21 protein-coding genes are annotated in these 17,238 nt (G+C 57.8%); 2 read left to right on the forward strand and 19 right to left on the reverse strand.

What is annotated here, in order from left to right; genetic code table 11:
* Positions 1-97 precede the first annotated feature (97 nt).
* The 4 genes from AC5RE1_RS03345 to AC5RE1_RS03360 all read right to left on the reverse strand — a co-directional run bounded on the left by AC5RE1_RS03345 (position 98) and on the right by AC5RE1_RS03360 (position 6,811).
* Positions 98-520: a DUF1617 family protein gene (locus AC5RE1_RS03345; RefSeq protein ID WP_004007601.1), complete on the reverse strand. Its 423-nt coding sequence runs from the start codon at positions 518-520 to the stop codon at positions 98-100.
* A gap of 16 nt (positions 521-536) precedes the next feature.
* The gene (locus AC5RE1_RS03350) at positions 537-3,368 is read right to left on the reverse strand and encodes a phage tail spike protein (protein WP_004012024.1); all 2,832 of its coding nucleotides are present in this window, start codon (positions 3,366-3,368) and stop codon (positions 537-539) included.
* Positions 3,369-3,440: 72 nt separating this feature from the next.
* The gene (locus AC5RE1_RS03355; protein ID WP_004007603.1) at positions 3,441-4,133 is read right to left on the reverse strand and encodes a hypothetical protein; all 693 of its coding nucleotides are present in this window, start codon (positions 4,131-4,133) and stop codon (positions 3,441-3,443) included.
* 2 nt (positions 4,134-4,135) lie between these two features.
* Positions 4,136-6,811, reverse strand: coding sequence for a tape measure protein (locus AC5RE1_RS03360; RefSeq protein ID WP_004012025.1), 2,676 nt, complete (start codon positions 6,809-6,811; stop codon positions 4,136-4,138).
* Positions 6,812-6,875: 64 nt separating this feature from the next.
* On the opposite strand from AC5RE1_RS03360, the gene AC5RE1_RS03365 reads away from it, so the two are divergent.
* Positions 6,876-7,340 carry a hypothetical protein gene (locus AC5RE1_RS03365; RefSeq protein WP_004008483.1) on the forward strand — a complete coding sequence of 155 codons (465 nt, stop codon included), beginning with the start codon at positions 6,876-6,878 and terminating at the stop codon, positions 7,338-7,340.
* Here AC5RE1_RS03365 and AC5RE1_RS03370 read toward each other — a convergent pair.
* The 10 genes from AC5RE1_RS03370 to AC5RE1_RS03415 are packed head-to-tail and all read right to left on the reverse strand — an operon-like array spanning position 7,337 to position 13,472.
* Positions 7,337-7,513, reverse strand: a complete 177-nt coding sequence (locus AC5RE1_RS03370) for a hypothetical protein (RefSeq protein ID WP_155812116.1) — start codon at positions 7,511-7,513, stop codon at positions 7,337-7,339. The genes AC5RE1_RS03365 and AC5RE1_RS03370 overlap by 4 nt on opposite strands.
* A 17-nt stretch (positions 7,514-7,530) precedes the next feature.
* The gene (locus tag AC5RE1_RS03375) at positions 7,531-7,947 is read right to left on the reverse strand and encodes a hypothetical protein (RefSeq protein WP_004008481.1); all 417 of its coding nucleotides are present in this window, start codon (positions 7,945-7,947) and stop codon (positions 7,531-7,533) included.
* A gap of 12 nt (positions 7,948-7,959) precedes the next feature.
* Entirely contained in the window at positions 7,960-8,556 is a 597-nt protein-coding gene (locus AC5RE1_RS03380; RefSeq protein WP_004012026.1) for a major tail protein, read from the reverse strand.
* A gap of 13 nt (positions 8,557-8,569) precedes the next feature.
* Positions 8,570-8,914, reverse strand: a complete 345-nt coding sequence (locus AC5RE1_RS03385) for a hypothetical protein (RefSeq protein WP_004012027.1) — start codon at positions 8,912-8,914, stop codon at positions 8,570-8,572.
* Entirely contained in the window at positions 8,911-9,348 is a 438-nt protein-coding gene (locus tag AC5RE1_RS03390) for an HK97-gp10 family putative phage morphogenesis protein (RefSeq protein WP_004012028.1), read from the reverse strand. The genes AC5RE1_RS03385 and AC5RE1_RS03390 overlap by 4 nt, the downstream gene beginning before the upstream one ends.
* Positions 9,341-9,679, reverse strand: coding sequence for a phage head completion protein (locus AC5RE1_RS03395; protein ID WP_004012029.1), 339 nt, complete (start codon positions 9,677-9,679; stop codon positions 9,341-9,343). The genes AC5RE1_RS03390 and AC5RE1_RS03395 overlap by 8 nt, the downstream gene beginning before the upstream one ends.
* Positions 9,680-9,683: 4 nt before the next feature.
* On the reverse strand, positions 9,684-10,001 hold the full coding sequence (locus AC5RE1_RS03400) for a head-tail connector protein (protein ID WP_004012030.1): 318 nt from the start codon (positions 9,999-10,001) through the stop codon (positions 9,684-9,686).
* A gap of 35 nt (positions 10,002-10,036) precedes the next feature.
* The gene (locus AC5RE1_RS03405; RefSeq protein WP_004012031.1) at positions 10,037-11,266 is read right to left on the reverse strand and encodes a phage major capsid protein; all 1,230 of its coding nucleotides are present in this window, start codon (positions 11,264-11,266) and stop codon (positions 10,037-10,039) included.
* A gap of 14 nt (positions 11,267-11,280) precedes the next feature.
* On the reverse strand, positions 11,281-12,159 hold the full coding sequence (locus AC5RE1_RS03410; RefSeq protein ID WP_004012032.1) for a head maturation protease, ClpP-related: 879 nt from the start codon (positions 12,157-12,159) through the stop codon (positions 11,281-11,283).
* Positions 12,156-13,472 (reverse strand): phage portal protein, encoded by a 1,317-nt coding sequence (locus tag AC5RE1_RS03415; protein ID WP_493938348.1) that lies wholly within the window; start codon positions 13,470-13,472, stop codon positions 12,156-12,158. The genes AC5RE1_RS03410 and AC5RE1_RS03415 overlap by 4 nt, the downstream gene beginning before the upstream one ends.
* 15 nt (positions 13,473-13,487) lie before the next feature.
* Here AC5RE1_RS03415 and AC5RE1_RS03420 point away from each other — a divergent pair, with 15 nt between their 5' ends.
* Positions 13,488-13,859, forward strand: a complete 372-nt coding sequence (locus AC5RE1_RS03420; RefSeq protein WP_004007613.1) for a DUF2651 family protein — start codon at positions 13,488-13,490, stop codon at positions 13,857-13,859.
* Here the strand turns inward: AC5RE1_RS03420 and AC5RE1_RS03425 are convergent.
* From AC5RE1_RS03425 to AC5RE1_RS03445, 5 genes are all read right to left on the reverse strand, one after another.
* On the reverse strand, positions 13,829-15,433 hold the full coding sequence (locus AC5RE1_RS03425; RefSeq protein ID WP_493938350.1) for a terminase large subunit: 1,605 nt from the start codon (positions 15,431-15,433) through the stop codon (positions 13,829-13,831). The genes AC5RE1_RS03420 and AC5RE1_RS03425 overlap by 31 nt on opposite strands.
* Positions 15,434-15,462: 29 nt before the next feature.
* Positions 15,463-15,750 (reverse strand): Nmad4 family putative nucleotide modification protein, encoded by a 288-nt coding sequence (locus AC5RE1_RS03430; RefSeq protein WP_004007615.1) that lies wholly within the window; start codon positions 15,748-15,750, stop codon positions 15,463-15,465.
* 94 nt (positions 15,751-15,844) lie between these two features.
* The gene (locus tag AC5RE1_RS03435) at positions 15,845-16,495 is read right to left on the reverse strand and encodes a hypothetical protein (RefSeq protein WP_004007616.1); all 651 of its coding nucleotides are present in this window, start codon (positions 16,493-16,495) and stop codon (positions 15,845-15,847) included.
* Positions 16,492-16,674 (reverse strand): cell division protein, encoded by a 183-nt coding sequence (locus tag AC5RE1_RS03440; RefSeq protein ID WP_227469325.1) that lies wholly within the window; start codon positions 16,672-16,674, stop codon positions 16,492-16,494. The genes AC5RE1_RS03435 and AC5RE1_RS03440 overlap by 4 nt, the downstream gene beginning before the upstream one ends.
* A gap of 75 nt (positions 16,675-16,749) precedes the next feature.
* The coding region (locus tag AC5RE1_RS03445) for a DNA cytosine methyltransferase (protein WP_493938349.1) at positions 16,750-17,238 on the reverse strand (489 nt) is incomplete at its 5' end.

Below are 17,238 nucleotides of genomic sequence, written 5' to 3' on the forward strand. Positions count from 1 at the left end.
GATTCGACCGGGACGATGGGTAGCTGCACTTCTTCGCTAGGCGTTGACTCATTGCCGTTGGGCTCAATCAGCTCCGTGTTCGTTTCTTCCTCGGTGGTCATTGGCCACCCTTGGTGATCGCGTCGTAAAGGACGTCATAGGCCTCGGCCGCTTCGCCAGAAAGCTCACCCTCATAGCCATCAAGAAATGCTTTCACGTCCTTGTCGTGGCCGTCGTAGGTTGGCCCCGATACTTCAGCGATCGACGCGAGCAGGGCTTGACGGGCTTCGAGGAATTCACTGGCCTTGTCAGGGTCGGCGAGGACGAACGTGCCATCGTCGGCGAACACTGGGCGACCCTGATCGTCAAGTGTTGCGAATTGGGCGACGAGGTCGTATTCATCTTCCCCGAATCGCGCAATCGCTTCCTTCACTAGCGTGAGGAGTTTCGAGCGGGCACGGGACTGCGCCGCCTTGAGCGGCATATTGGTGAGTAGGTCTGCGATGGGTTGCAAATACTGGTTTGCGAGCATGATCTTCATCAGTGTTTCCTTTTACTTATGCGAGGTTGGTGGACATGGCCGACAGGCCAGTGTTGGAGAAGTACCGCCAGGTGATGTTCGACCCGGTTCCGGAGATGGATGTGATCCAGCCTTGATTGAGTAAGCTCAGGATTGCGTTCATTCGCGACATCAAATCCTTGGTGCGGTCGAATAGGCGGGTCATGTTGTAATACGACCCATTGGTGACCACCATCAGGTCGTAGGTGTGAAACACGATCTTCGACAGCCCGCTTTGCCCCACCCAGCCCGAATAGGTTCCCTTGCCCGTCAGCGTGCAGTCCTGCAAGGTCACATATCGTGAGCCCGTCGTGTAGAACTTGTAGCCACCTGTTCGCAGATCGGAGCCGAGGTGGATACCTGCCTGCCCGTAAAACAGGCCTTTCGGGTCAAGGGTGAGACAGGTGTAGTAGGTGCCGCCGTCTGCCTTCTGGTAGGTCCAGGCGACGTAGTCGCCTTTGTAAGCAAGTTGGTTGACGATGCCTTGCACATTCGGCTTGTCCTTATGAGCCCGCCGAGCAAACTCACCGATATAGCGGGTTCCGTACCAAAACTGCATCCCAGCGCTCGTGATCTTGCCTTCCAGGGTGGTCCCGTCATACCAGGCGATCTGCGTGGGCGTAATGCGGATCGATTGCGTCCAGTCTGCCAGGCCTACTTGGATGGCGTTGGTCGCGAGCTTGTCGGCCGTAATCGACCGCGCCCCAATCCGAGCGGCGTTCAGATACCCGGTGGTGATCTTCCCAGCATCCAGCGAAGCAATCTTGGCCGATGTGACCGCAGCGTCCTTGATCATCGTGGACTGGATAAAACCGTTAGCGATCGTCAACTTGTCCGAGGTAATCGAACCGGCAGCGATCCGTGCCGCCGACAAGGTACCGGTCGTAATCTTCGACGCCGATAGACTGCCAACCTTTGCGTCCGTGATCGCGGCGTTGGCAATCATTGCGGTGGTGATGAACCCACTCGCGATGGTCAGCTTGTCGGAGGTAATACTTCCCGTGGCGATACGGTCAGCCGCCAAGAACCCAGCCGTGATTTTGGCTGCCGACAGTGAACTGATTTTCGCGTCGGTGATAGCGGCATCAGCGATGTGTGCGGTGCCGATGGCGGCATCTGCGATGTGTGCTTGGCTGATCGCTTTCGGCCCGATCATCGCGGCACCGACCGGTGTTTGTTCCCATTGGTTGTTGGTGAGGAGATATTGGCGGGCGATCACTCCGTCTACGCGCACTTGCCACAGCGCACCCTCCGGTCGGCCAGCCGCATCCGCTACGCTAGGATCAACAACGGCAACCGTGAGCCGCCCATCCGAGGTTACCGCGATGTCGTGGGCATCCTGCGCCAACTGGGTAGCACCAGCGGCTGCGGTCTTGGCCTGGTCAATCTCCACCTGCGCCGACGCCATCTGAGTGGCGACAGCATCGGCGGCGGTTTGTGCATCCTGGGCCGCAAGCAGGGCGTGGCCGACTTGTGTGCGGACGGCATCGAGTTCCGCACCGAGCTGGGCATGATTCAGATCAGTAGCGAGTGCCACCCAGCCGGGCTGCCCGGTATCAGTGAGCTGGTAGATCCAGATCTCGACCTGTTCGCCATTTTGCCGGAACCACGTGTCACCCAGCTTGGCCTTGGCGGGCTGGATGCTGCCGTAGTGGTTGGTGTTCTTCCCATCCGCTGAAGCGAGTGCGAATCCTGCCGCATCCGACGCAGCCACCGCCGTATTGACGGCGGTTTTGACCTGCCGGGTGACAGACGTGAACTTCCGAGCAGTAGAACCCAGCTCAACGGAGATGTACTGGAGCGTGAGCGGGTTGTATTCGTAAGCGACCACCCGTGCCGTGAGCGCAATCCCAAGATCAGCGTGACGGACGGTCACGGTGTCGCCAATTTCGACGGTTTCCAGGCGTGCAAGATCAGCGTATTCACGGGTGGTGGCGAGATCGACGAACCGCACCTTATACGAGCCCGACGGCTCATCGACATGTCTTGCGCTGAATTCTGCTGCAGCTAGTCGGCGCAGCTCAGAGTGGGCTTGGTCGAGTGGGAGTTCACCCTCACGCGGGTTGTCTTTGTCGGTGATGGCTTTGACTTGTCCGTAGCGGATGACGCGGATACGCGGCACCACATAATCACCCAACTTCGGACTATCGACATACAGTTCAGGCAGGAGTAGGCCGTCGTATCCGACTGGCAGAATCCGCGTCACCACCGTCGAAAAATCAATGGATGATTCGAAGCCAGTGAGGTTCTTCCGATCACGAATGACCACCCCATGGTTGGCTCCGCGCATGGGCGCGTGATGGATATGGAAATTATCGCGGGCCAGTTCGCCGCCCCAACGCGAGATGAGCGTGTTGTCCTCGCCCGCGTCCATGAGCGCAGCGGTGATGGGCATGCGCACCATCCGCGCCGACGAGCGCGTCACCGTATCCGACGAGGTAGCAGTAAACCCGTGGCTCGTGTTCGCCGCCCCAAGGATCTGGGTCAGTGCGCCTTTCGCGGTTTTGTTGACCACGTAGGTGTCGGCGATGAGATTCCCCGCCAGATCATAGAACACGTGAAACGCCGTCACTTCGAGCATGCCGTCAAGCGTGGTGACAACCTCGCTGATGCGGAACCCCTGACGTTGCTCCAGCCCTGGCACGGGCGCTGCCACAATGTTCTCAAGCGTCAGGTGCGTGGCTGCTGGACCGTCTGCCGGGTAGGTGAAGGTTAGTGAGAATTCGCCACCTAGTTCCTCGACCACGATCGGATTGATGATCTCCCGATCCAAGACTCCTAGCCCGGTGGTGGTGAATGTCGTGGCGGTGCGGTCGTGAACCGTAATCATGAGGAGCCTTCCAAAGACAACAGTGGCCACCCCACGAAGGGATGGCCGTCAGAGAATGTAGTGAGTTGGGTGTTAGGGGTTGCGCCAGTTCGGCGTGATCACGATCTTCGAAATACCCGCGCCGAGCGTGAGGCGATTGATCCCAGGCTTGAAGGTCGGGAAGGCGTCGGTGAGCGCATCGGTCTGGACTTTCCCGTGGGCGTGAGCGACGAGACGTTCGCTGTCGAGCGTGACGGAACCTGCTGGCGAATTCACGTGATAAATGCTCGTATTGATCGTCAGCGAGAGCGCCCCGGTGCCGGTGACTGTGATGATCGGATCAGCTTCCAGTAGGCCGGGGTTCGTGATCGTCCCAGATGCAGTGAGCGTTACCGGATTCAATCCCTCGGTCAGGTACGTGAAGGGCTGGCAGGTCAGGCGCGCGGTGAAGAACCCCCACCCCGACAGCTCCCGGCGCAGTTCGCTCACTTCGCAGTGCTTAACCTTGCGGTAAACACCAGGCTCGGCAGTCAACGCAATCGTCGAAGAGCCCGTCAGCTCGTGAGCAGCCTGCCGATACTGGTCGAGCCCGTCACGAACAGGCACCGCGAGGTCGAGATCGATCTCGGTGTCCTCCCAGCCCGTGAAGCGCGTGAGGGTTCCGGCGCGTCCTTTGACCTCAATATCATCAGCCCTGCGCACCGACGCTGGGATCGCAACGGGTGCCGTGAGTCGCAGACCCAGCGAAGCAGAAGACACCTGGTTATTGAGGGTGAAGCCGAACATGGTTAGTATCCTCCTGCCATCACGGTCTGCCGCCGATCAAGGCGGGCAAGTTGTTTATCGAGGGCGGGTGCGAGTTTGCCCACCAGCGTCCCATCCGACAACGTCACCGAAATATCCAAAGACCCGAGGATACGCTTTGCAGTCGCATCCACGATCCCAGCGACATCCACACGCTCTGCCGCTTCATCAGTACTTCGCTGAGATACAGTCACGGGTTGTGGGGTGAGGTCAACGCTCGGCACTTGCAGGTCTGCCACCGCCTCGATCGGCACGGCCAGCCCGTCCTCAAGGTCGGCGAAGGCGTCTATCGTGTTGCGCGCGAGCCCTGAAGCTGCGGTGACAGCCTTGTTGCCGTCCGTGCGGATGGAGCCTGCGAGGCCTTCGACAAGCATCCGTCCTGCCCAGGCCATCTTGCGTGACGGTGAGTGGATGCCGAAGAAGCCAGTGATGGAGTCCCAAATACCTGATGCCCAGTTCGAGACCGAATTCCACAGCCACCCCGCTAAGGATTGGATACCGTTCCACAGGCCGTAGACGAGGTTTTTGCCCGCCTGGGCCATCGCTGAGACGCCCTGACCAACAGCAGACACAATCCCAGAAATAATCGATGGGATTGCTGCGACGATTGTGGAAATAATCTGCGGCAGGTTTCGTACCAACGCGGTCAAGAGTTGGATGCCTGCTTGGACGAGTTGCGGGATCGCCCCACCAATCGCCGACACAATAGCTCCGATAATCTGCGGGAGCGCGGCCACGATAGTTGTAATGATTTGCGGCAACGCCCCAATCAAAGCCGTCAACAACTGAATGCCTGCTTGGATCAGTTGTGGGATAGCACCAACCACGCCGTCCACGATTGCAGTAATAATCTGCGGGAGTGCTGCGACAATCGCTGTGATGATCTGAGGCAGCGCCCCGATCAAGGCGGTGAGTAGTTGGATTCCTGCTTCGATGATCTGCGGGATCGCCCCCACAAGGAACGTGACAATCCCGGTGATGATCTGTGGGAGGGCTTCGATGATCACGGGAATGGCAGCGATCAAGCCTTCGGTAAGTCCGGTGATGAGCTGCAACGCCGCATCAAGAAGCAACGGGAGGTTGTCGACCAGACCCTGTACCAAAGCCATGAGCATCTCCACCGCCGCAGGAACCAGTTCCGGTAGTGCTTCGCCGATACCAGAGACCAGTGTGGCGATGATCTGTATCGCCGCCTCCAACAGGGACGGCAACGCTTCGATGATTGTCTCGACCAGAGCGATAATCAACGTCACGGCTGTTTCTGCTACTTGTGGCAACACCTTGATAATGCCTTCAAGGAGCGCGGTCAAAATGCTCATGCCGGTCTCGACCACCATCGGTAGCTGCTCGGCAATAAATGCGAGAGCTTCCTGTAAGACGGTGCCGAGGGTGTCGATGAGGGCGGGTGTTCCGCCTTCTTCGAACGCTGCCGTGAGTTCGTCGATCCACCCGTTCAGCATCGGCAACACCGAACCCGCCAACGCCTCCGACAGACCACCAGCCAACAACCCCTTGAGATTTTCAACCCCATCCTGCATCGTCGCCAACTGGCCCGAAAAGGTTTGGGATTGGGCGTCCATGGCCCCGTAGAAACGCCCGCCTTCAGCAGTAGCACTGGCGAATGCGTCAGCGACCATGTCAGCCGAAATAGCACCCTTGGCCATATCCTCCTTGAGCTCACCAATGCTTTTGCCGGTCTTGCGGCTGATCTCTTCGAGCGGGTTGAATCCGGCGTTGATCATCTGCAGCAAGTCCTGACCCGTGAGCTTGCCGGTCGAAGACATTTGGGCGAAGGCGAGCGTGAGCGATTCCATCTTCACCGCATCACCTTGGGAGATGTCGCCGATTTCGTTCAGGTGCTTTTTCGCATCCTCAAGGCTCATGCCAAAGCTCAGGAGGGTTTGCATGTTGCCCGCGAGTTCTTCCATACCAAACGGAGTCTTCGCCGCTTGAACTTTCAGATCGTTGACGAGCTGTTGGGCTTTTGCTTGGTCGCTGAGCATCGTCGTGAAGCTTGTGGAGTATTGCTCCATGCGAGCGTTGTACTCCACGCCCTCTTTCAACGCGCCTACCATGCCGCGACCAATACTGGCGATCGCATGCCCGATGCCTTTGACTCCGGCGATGATGGCTTCGGAGGCGAGGTTGGCTTTCAACACGTCGCCGAAAATGCGGGTCTTGGAACTGGTGGTGTCCATCTCGTCACCGAGATCATCCACCGCGCCCTCAAGACGTCCTGCGTCCTTGGCGGCGTCTTTAGCATCGTCGCCCGCACCGTCTGCCTCGTTCCCGAAATCAGAGAGGGCGTCGTTGTTGGCTTTGAGTTCGCCTTCGAGCCGGTTGAGCTCCGCGCCTGCGTTGTTGAGCTGGATCTGCCAGTTCTTCGTCCGACTATCGTTCTCACCAAAGCTCGTAGCGGAGTTTTCGAGTGCGGCGCGTAGGGTCTCGATCTTGGCTTTCTGCACCTCAATCTCTTTGCCCAGCACTTGGTTACGGGCCGTGAAGGCTTCGGCAGACTTGTCGTTCTTATCAAACGAGGACGCCACGAGCTTCATCTCACTGCCAAGCACACGCATCTCACGGTTAATATCCGTAATCGCGCGCTTAAACTCCCGCTCGCCCTCAAGCCCAATCTTCAAACCAAAACTGGAGTCGGCCATGGCAAAGTCACCTCCTCGAAGGGATAATGAAAAGGGATCAAATTGCTAAACGAAGGGGAAACCTATGGGAATGAGTGCAGAAGATTTCGGAGCTGTGCTTGCTGAGCTAAATGGACCTACGCCGCTTGCTGATGCTTTCGAGACGTGTTTCCCTCAACAAGACGACAACCGCTGGTGGTTCTCGATCCGGACTCACGCTACGTCAGTTTTTCTATCGAAGGAATACTTTGATTTTGAAACTGCAAGGAGAAACAAAGTAAAGCGAAGCTATAAGGAACTCTTGGCTCGAAAGGTTTGGGAAAGCCATTCGTTCACTCGTCGACCTGAGCTTCGCCTATGGATCCTCGAAGCGTTGGGACTCCTAAAAAACGACAAGGAAGTATTGAAAACCATGCTTGAGATGGAGACGAATACTTCTCGCTGCACGTACCTCAAGGATTTGTTTACTTGGGACGAAATCGAAGATGCAGCACGTAAGGAATTCCATCGTCTCGTGAACGAATCACCCATGACTCATCGAAATTACTAAATCCCTGGCGGGATGACGTCGTCGATGAACCATTGACGCAGCGGCTCAGCTCGTCCGGTTTCGATGCGCCAGCAGTCCACGAGGTCGAGGAGTTCTCCGAAGACAGTCAGACCCACTTCCACGCGTGATAGGTGAAGGTGGGCCATTCCAATGTAGGTCAGCCGCGTGAACACAGCCTGATCGGTCTCGACTATTCGTCCGTCGGTGGTGCTTTTGGGGCTGGCTCGGTAAGGATGTCTCGTCGTGTTCCGCGCTGGAGGGCTTCGGCGATCGCGCCGCGATAGTCCGCCAGATCAGCGGGAACGGTGAGTAGTTCAACCTCGTCCTCGCTCAGCTCTGGGCGCTTGTCGTCTGGGTGGCGCAGGTTGTGGATCTGGATGGACTGGTTGACCAGCAGCGTGATTAGCCAAATCACCTCACCCAATGTTTTGCCCAGATCGTCGGAAGTTTCGAGGGCGTTGCCCAGATGTTCGAGCCCGCCGTATCGCTCGGCGATCAGACGCGTGGCTTTCGTCGTCAAGACAAGCTCGCAGTCGGTACCGCCGATGCTGACAGTGGCGGAGCGCCCTGGGTCAACAACTGATTCAGTTTTCTTCTTGGTTGTCATGGCTCATGCTCCTTAGGCTTCAGATGTGGTGCTGGCGGGTTCGTAAACCTGTGCATACCAGTTCGTGATCGTCTCGGGCTTGACGCCGGTTGTGCCTTCGGTGACTTCGGCCTTCCACGGATGCCGCCCCTTACTATCGGGTTTGTTACGCCGCAAAATCGTGCCCTCAATTGAAGGGGTGGAGAACGTGATGGAGTCGGCTTTAGTTGCCAGGGTTTCGGTGGGCAGGGCGAACTTGACCCGGTACAGCCAGAAATACTGATACTTCCCCGTAGAGCGTGCGGCTCGGAAACCGATCGCCACCGGAGCCCCGCCGTCCTCGGAAGCTGAAATGAGCACCCCGTTGGAATCCACGGTCGCACCCGTCAAGGCTGCGGCTGCTTCACCACCCAGGTCGTCGATACCCAAAGTCAGGGTGCCGGATTTGAATTCCTTGACGATCTCACTCGGCCCGTCATCGGCATACAGAATCGCTTCAGCGACCTCAACACTGAGTTCTGCGGAGATGGCTTTGGCGAGGGGTTTGGGTTTGGCGTAGGTTTCCTCACCCGTGTCGGGGTTTTCAGTGATGGTGGCGTAGTAGAGCTTGTCTAAACCAATAGTCGCCATGAGTAATGCTCCTTCATGTGTAGGTGTGGTGGGTTGCGACATCTATCGCGTAATGATGAAATCCGGTATCCGCTTCGAAGCCGACATAGGTACGGGCAGTGATCGTCAGTCCAGTGTCGAGCAGGGCGCGGGTAATGCGGCTACGCAGGTCGAGATAGTTTCCGCGAGTGAAGAGTGCGAGGCGGACTTCCTCAACCTCAACGCTGGGTTGGTTATCGGCGAACACGTCCAACACGTCCGTCAGCGGGGTTGCCACCAGATACGTCTGCGGCGCAGGCGTAGCCGTGTAGAGACCGACCTCGAACGGCAATCCGAGCTTGTCAGCAATCTCCATGAGTTGTTCGAGTAGCGGTGTCATGGCCCCACCTGCTCAATCCGCGCCGTCAGCGCCGCCTTCATGGCCTCGATTGCACCACGCCGTGTTTGCGACCGTGTGGGTGCAAGGAACGGGCGTGCGGGCTGGTTGGACCGGCCATGTTCGAGGACGTTGGCGATCAACGCATTCGCTCTGCCGTCGCGGCGGTTCTCAGCGAAGCCGACCTTAATGTTGTGATCGCCTCGGCTATTGACTTTCACCGAGGTCGTACCAAGCGCGCTGAGTAGTTGCCCTGTTGACCGCGAGGGCTGATTGGTGGCACGTCCGATCACGCCCGTGAGGTTGGCTCGCATACGCGGCTCAACCACCGCGGCTCCCGCCTCAAGCACCTCATCCGCCGATGTTTCTAGCACACGGCTGGCAGCATCAAGAGAATCAATAAACGCGTTCGGCAGACGAATCTGAACTCTAGCCATGGGCGTCTCCTTCGGGCGTGGTCTGGTGGGCAAGAATCTCAACATACCTGCCGATCACCCCAACTGCGTCAATCACATACCGCCCATCCGGGCCACTGATCTCCATATCAGTGGTCACGGACAGTCCGGGAAAAGATCTGATGCGGAAGAGGACGTCGGCCTTTGAGTACGCTGCCCGGTTCACCCACGCGCTCGATGCGTGCCGCACCTCGATCTGCGCCCGCACCGTCGCCTTCACTTCATCGCGCGTGGTGGTGAACCCCGCCTTATCCCGAACAACCGTCGGCTGGATGAGGTCGATGGTGGTGCGCATGGATCCCAAAGAAGCCATTGGTCTACACCTTCCAATCCCGGTCCAGGCGCAGCAGATTGTTCACCGCGTTCCATACCGCCCGAGCCGCATCTGGCTTATCTGCCCAGAACCCTGCCGTGGAACCATCACGCGACTCATAAAAATGGGAGGCGAGCATGACAACGCCCTGCCTGGTTGCCCCAGACATGTCGTGTGTCTCGTAGTAGCCCTCATCAAGGTGTTGGTAGGAGCAGGCGTAGGAGGTGGCCGCGTTGATCAGCGCGCCGATCAATTGATCGTCATCGTCAAAGGTGATGAGCAGATTCGCCTTCACCTGATCGATAAGCTCAGTCGTGGTCATTGCGGCCACCTCCTCTCAGTGTGTAGAACCGCTGGTTATGCGGATGCCTTTTGGGTGAGCAGCTTGACTGCTTCGGGTAGGACGAGCTTGCCGTCCAGTCGCTGGGATGCGAGGAATCCGACCTGTCCGGTGGTGGCGAACAGTTCGTTGAGCCGCTTAAAGGAGCGGCCCTGTCGGTCGGCGATCCAGTAATACGACAAGTCACCGAAAGCAACCGTCGACGCACCAGCCTTGATCTCCGGCACAAACGTCGACGTGTGGACCGGGCGGCCAAGAACCAGATCCGGCGTTCCTGCGGTCAGGGCAGGTTGCCACAAGTACTGGCCGTTACCATCCTTGAGCTTACGGATGGTTTTCACAGTGGAATCGTTCATCAGCCACACCGCGTTCTTCCGATACGGGCCGCGCAGGGCGTAGTGCAGGTCGATGAGCTCATCAGCGGTAATGTCGGTGGCCTTGCCCGTGGTCACCGCCTTCTCGCCACCGCCAGATGCAGTGAAGATGCCGGTGGGTTTGCCCTTGCCGTCTCCGGTGAGGAAGGCTTCTTCTTCAGCCGCGCCGATACGGCGAGCAAACTCAGCTGCTAGGTACTGCTCGACATTAAACGCGCTGTCATTGAGTAGCTCTTCGCTGATTTTGAGGAAGGTGCCGAGCTTAAACGCCGACAAAGTGACCTGCGTGAAGGTTTCATCGGATTCGGTGTACGGCTTGCCTTCATCGAGCCACCCGGCAGTGCCATGCGTGGAGACGACTGGGATCTTCCGATCCCCGCTGGTGGTTTGAATGACCTTGGCCAGGCCGCGCATGATGTTCTGATCTTCAAGTGAGGAGATCAGCGTGCGTTCGAACTCGTCGGGCACCAGATAGCCGCCTTCAGTATCAACACCCTCGCTAAGGGCGTTGCGCACCTCCATCGGAGAAGCGTTGAGCCGCATGGCATCCCAGAAGGCTCGCTTATAGGAGGATGTAGCGCGTGGGGTTGTGTGCTTGACCTCGTCATTGTCGGGGTTGATGCCGGGCATGGAGGTGAGCGGTGTGTTGGTTGCCTTAGCGAGGTCGGCGTCGCGGCGCAGGGCACGTTCAGAACGGGCAATCTCGTTGGTGAGACGATCGATTTCGGCTTCCATCTTCGCGTAAGCCTGATCATCTTCAGCAGACAGGCAACCGGTTGTGGTGTCGCGGCGCTCGTCAAGGAATGCCTTCGCCTTCTCCCAAGCATCTGCGCGCTTGGTGCGAAGGTCAGAAACAGTCATAGGGGTTGTCATGGGTGTTGGTCCTTTCAGTGGGGTTGGTTCGCTAGTTCGGCGTACAAATCGAGAACCCGCCGACCAACAGGCACGGCGGGTTGAATGGTTGGGAGTGGTGGACGCACTCGCTTCGACGGAGGTGGCGGTGATGTGGCGGTCAGGTGTGCGACGAGCTTTTGTTCGGAGGCGCGGCGGGAAAACACCGTGCCTTGTCCCGCGTTCTTGGGTGGAAACGGCAGGCGCTTCGGATCTTCATCCTCGTCGTCTTCGTCGGGTTCGTCTGGTGACTCGGCCTCGTCCTCATCGTCATCCGGCTCGTTGTCCGGCTCAATCGCAAACATTGGGTCGCGTTGGTTGGTGAGGAGTTCGTCGGCGAAACCCATGTCGATCGCAGCCCGCGCATCCATCCACGTCTCAGCGTCCATGAGCTTGGACAGCTTCGCCCGACTCAGGTTCGTCTTCTCCTGATATGCATTCAGAATCGATTCTTTGACCGAATCAAGCATGCTCATCGCACGTGCGAGTTCGTCCTTATCGCCAACCGCCATGGTGGCCGGGTTATGAATCATCAACATCGACACCGGGCTCATGGCAACCTTCGTGGCGGCCATCGCGATCACAGACGCGGCCGATGCGGCGATACCGTCGATATTGACGGTCACCTCGCCTGGGTAGTCGATGAGCATGTTGTAGATCTGCGCCGCAGCCACCACATCACCACCCGGGCTGTTGAGCCAGATCGTCACCGGCCCCGACCCAGCGTTCAACTCGCTGGCGAAGATGCTGGGTGTGATGTCGTCATCGAACCAGGATTCTTCAGCGATCGTGCCGCTAATGCGCAAAACCCGGACTGCATCTGCGTCCGGGTCAGTTGATGGCTCTGGTGTGAGCCAGTTCCAAAAACGTCTCATATCCTCCTCCTTACAGAAGATTCACTCATAGGTTCCTCAGCCGGTTCAGGCTCCGATTCAGACCCGGTTGTCTGCGCGTATGCACCTGCGAGACTGAGCGGGAGCATGTTCCCGTTGACGAGGTAGAGGTCGCCGCCAGCCTCGGGACTGATGCGATCGAGGTTTTCTAGTTCGCGGATATCGTTGGCGCTCATCCAGCCGTTTTGCCTTGCCACCGCATAACCATTCATTCGGGATTCGTAATCCCCACGTAGCAAGCCTTCGAGGTTGAACTTCACATACACGCCAGGTTTTTCACGCGAGCTGAGGAGTGTTTTGGTGATGGCCTGTTCCCACCGGATCACCCACGGGTCCAACGTGTACTTCACAAACTCCAACGACTGCTGCTCAATATTGGAAAACGAGGATTTTTCGAGGTCGCCGATCATGTGCGGGGGTATGCGGAAGATTCGAGCAATTTCGTTGATCTGAAACTTCCTCGTTTCAAGGAATTGAGCTTGTTCTGGGCTGACGGAGATGGGCGTGTATTTCATGCCTTCCTCGAGCACAGCGATCTTGTTCCCGTTGCGGGCTCCGCCGAACGTGGACTGCCAGGACTCCCTAACGCGCGCGGGGTCTTTGATCGTTCCCGGATGCTCCAACACACCACCAGGTGCAGCACCGTTAGCAAAAAACGATGCGCCGTAGTCTTCTGTTGCTTGGGCGAGGCCGATGGCATTCTTTGCCATCGCAATCGGGCTATAACCAACCAGCCCGTCAAAGCCCAACCCTGGAATGTGCAGCACCTCGCGCGCCGAGAGTCGCACCGTGTCGAAGCGTCCAGCTGGTTCGTCCCAGGTGCGCTGATACTCGTAATAGAGTCGCCCAGCCTCGTCGCGCCCCACCATCATCCGGTTCGGCATCAACGGATACAAACCAATCACTTCATCTTTACCGTTGCGCAGCACTTGGGCGAACGCATTACCCCAAAGAAGCAAATGCGTCATCAGAGTTTCCCTAAAGACAAAGGATGTCATTTCAGGGTTCGGCTCATCATGCAACAGCCGGTATAAGGGATGGTCGAGCGCCTTCACCTTCGCCCCATCACTGCTCTGCTGGTAAACATGCAACGGCAGACCCGCGATAGCTTCAGCCAAAATCCGCACGCATGAGTAGACGGCGGTCATTTGCATCGCGCTGCGTTCTGTCACCGGACGGCCAGAGCTCGTTGCCCCGAAGAAAAAGCTGTAGCCAGAGCTGATCGCGTGATCGTCAGCGGAGCGGGTGGTGTCGCCACGCAGCCAATTCAGAAAACTCATGCGGTGTCCTTTCACATGTAGAATTGGAATATGAAAGCGCCCTCAAAACAGTCGTGGGCACTGATGAGTGTCCTGCTAGCGGCATTTTGGTTGTTGCCGCTCATTTCCATGTGGATCAGCAGGCTGAGCGATCCCAACGCCAAGTGGTTCATCGCGTTGCTCTTCCTCGCGTTTCCACTACTCACCATCGTTTTGAGCGTTATCGATGGGGCACGCCACGGGTTCGGCTGGTGGTGGCTACTGGCCCCGTTCGCAGGGTTCTTGACCACACTGTTCGTGTACTACAACGATTCAGCCCTCATCTACGGCGTCGCCTACTCGATCTTGGGACTGATCGGCGCAGGCATCGGCGCGTTCATCCATGAGCGTGCTCACAGCACGAGTAGGCCGCGTTCGTCATAAACACTGCCGCTGACGTGCCCGGTGCCGTTTCGGATGGCGCGGTCGAGGGCCATGATTGTTGCGACGACGCCGTCGATCTTCTCGGTGCTCTTTTGTTTGTCGGGTTTGATGTTTCCTGCTGGGTCGGTGCGGACGTGAATGTTGTCTACCATCCACGAAAGCACTGGATGCCCGCCATGTGCCAGTTTTCCCTCTAAAGCGAGTTTCATGAGTTCTTTGGATGGTGGGCTCATGTCTTTGAAGCCTTGCCCAAACGGAACAACCGTGAAACCTGCTTCGTCAAGGTTTTGGCTCATTTGGACTGCGCCCCACCGGTCGAATGCGATCTCGCGGATATCGAAGCGTTCACCGAGTTGCTCGATGAAGGCTTCAATTGCGCCGTAGTGGACGACGTTGCCCTCAGTGGTTTGTAGGAAGCCTTGCTGTTGCCACAGGTCGTAGGGCACGTGATCACGGGCAACCCTTAGTTTGAGGTTGTCTTCGGGTATCCAAAACCATGGCGCGACCGTATATTTGTCATCGTCCCCGTAGGGTGGGAATATGAGAACGAAAGCAGTGATGTCCGTCGTGGAAGCCAAGTCGAGGCCGCCGTAACACACGCGTCCTTCCAAATCTGACAGGTCGACGGGTGCTGAGTTTTGGTTCCAGATGTGCATGGGCATCCACCGCACGCTTTGTTTGACCCATTGGTTGAGGCGAAGTTGGCGGAATGTGTTTTCTTCGGCTGGGTTTTGTTTCGCGCTCGTGCAGGCTTGGCGGACTTTCTCGATCGGGACAGTGATCCCTAAGCTCGGGTTAGCCTTATGCCACACGTCCTCGTCGGTCCAATCATCATCTTGCGCCGCCCCATAGATCACCGGGTAGAACGTGGGGTCGTGCTTTTTGCCATCTAGGATGTCTTGGGCTTTTTGGTGTTGCTCATAACAAATGCTATGCGTGTCGGTACCCGCTGTCGTGATGAGGAAGTACAGGGGTTGGGTGCGCGCGTCGCCTGATCCTTTCGTCATGACGTCGAACAAGGCACGGTTGGGTTGGGTGTGGAGTTCGTCGAAGACAACGCCGGAGATGTTGAACCCGTGCTTCGAATACGCCTCCGCGCTCAGCACCTGGTAGAAGGAGTTGGTGGGCTTGTAGATGATCCGCTTCTGCGAGGCAAGAATCTTGACGCGTTTGGACAGCGCTGGACTCATGCGAATCATGTCCGCTGCGACCTCAAACACAATGGATGCTTGCTGGCGATCAGCCGCGCACCCATACACTTCAGCGCGTTCTTCACCATCCCCGCAGGTGAGTAGTAGCGCAATTGCGGCGGCGAGCTCACTTTTGCCCATCTTTTTGGGTATCTCGACGTAGGCGGTGGTGAATTGGCGGTAGCCGTCTTCTTTGACAGTGCCGAACAGGTCGCGGATGATTTGCTCTTGCCAGTCGATGAGCTGGAAGGGCTTGCCTGACCAGCGGCCTTTGGTGTGCTTTAAGGCTTGGATGAACGCGACCGCGAAGTCGGCTTTACGCTTGTCGTAGCGTGAGCCTGTGGCCATGAATCGGGTCGGCGTGTAGGTGTCGAGAGTGCGCATCACGCCCTTCAGGCTCCTTCCTGTGCTGGTTAGTTGGTGTGGGCAAGCGCCCAGGCGATGGCGTGGCCGGCGTCTTCGAACAGTTCCTCAGCCTCAGCAACCAGGGCGAGTTCGCATTCAATGAAACTGCGGGCGTCCGATCCCCAGCCAGGGATGGGCTGCTCGGCGAGTTTGTAGACGCGGGCGTCGTTTCCGATCCGGCCTTTGCCCAGGTGCCGGTATGCCGAGGCGAGGACGAAGTCTCCGTAGGCGATAACCGTGCCGTAGCTGTCGGTCGCGATCTGCAGCTGCTCCATCGTGACCTTGCTGGTATTCATGACCTCGCTCCTTTATTTCTTGTTCGATCATGTACATACAGCCATAGGTGTGCGCGGTTATCCAGTCGCTTTTCGCCGGTTCTCCGCAAGGAACTCAGTGGTCGGATTTGGGCAGGGTTTTCCATGCTGCGTTGCCTTCCAGATTCGCTAGCAGGACTCGGCGCACGTGCTTGTAGTTGTCGCCGATCATGCCCAGGCGCAGCAACCAGCAGCGCATCGCATACTTGTCATTTCCACCTGTCTTGGCAGGCTTCGCGGAGACTCTCGTGGCGGTTTTCGCGTGCTCGATCATGAGCTGAATCAGCACGCTGACCGCTTCAATCACCTCCGCATCTGGGAGCTGGTCAAACCAGGCAAACTCAACGGTCCCTTCCGCCTCATCGATCGCCATGGGCGTAGCAGGAATAACCAGTGCCTTAGCGATGAGTGCTCCCTTGGAGGCGAGCAGGGCGTCGAGCTTCGCGCCTGTGGCCTCGTCCCACCTGGTCGTGGGGAATGTGAGCGTGAGTCCGTAAACCTCACCCGCAGGCGCAAACCCGGCCGCGCTCGCGGCGTCGGTTATCGCGTCGCCGTCTGCGTTGTCTGGGAGGTGGAGCACCCAGTCCCGATCCAACCGCGCCTCACCAATCAGATAGTCAAAGGTGGGCATGCCAGCATACCTGGCTTTCACGCCAAGATGTTCCGCGATGACTTCGGCGAGTTTCTTACGCCCAGCCTTGTTCGGGGTAAACTCGATCGTGGTCATCGGGTCACCTGTTCAAACCAAGAATCAACCAGTCGCAGATAGCCATGCGGGTCGTGTTCGATCGCACCGGCAACCAGGGAGAAGTTCCACTTTCGTGCAATGTCGAGGGCTTCTTCAATGTCCCAGATGTTGATGCCTGCCTCCAGCATCTCGCTGATCTCGATATGTAGATCACTCATGACCATCCTCCATCTCATGTTTCCCCCTTGTCGGGGTTTGTTTGGTCATGTACATACAGCCATAGGTGCGAGTGCTTATCCAGTCCCTGCGCGAGCAAAATTCTTCAGTCTTTCAAGGACGTGGCGAGCAACGGGCAAAGCGATCGCGTTACCCCACAACTTGTACTGGGCACTATCACTGGTTGGATTCTCCAACCAAGTAGTGACTTGGCGTGCGGTTCGTGGTTTCACGCCGCGCGCCAAGTTCCAGGTAGCCCAAATGCCCGTCCAATACTCGATGTCCTCGCTTGTCGGATCCTCGATAGCAAGACCGTCACACCAATCGTCAGGAAACCCCTGCAACCGGGCACACTCGACCGGCGTCAACCGCCTGGGGCACAGCGACGAGCTGGCGACCATGGGCGGATCGGTGTAATCCGTGGCCAGCAGCGCACCTGCCTGATCCTTGGTGACGCGGGTGAAATAGTCGGCCTTGGATGCGGCATAGACGGGCTCCAAGATGACCATGCCGCCCTGATTGCAGGTCGGCTCCCCGCCTTTCAAGTCGAGGGTTTTCGACACTTC

This window comes from Actinotignum sp. usb-actsch-rep-73 (assembly GCF_059082735.1).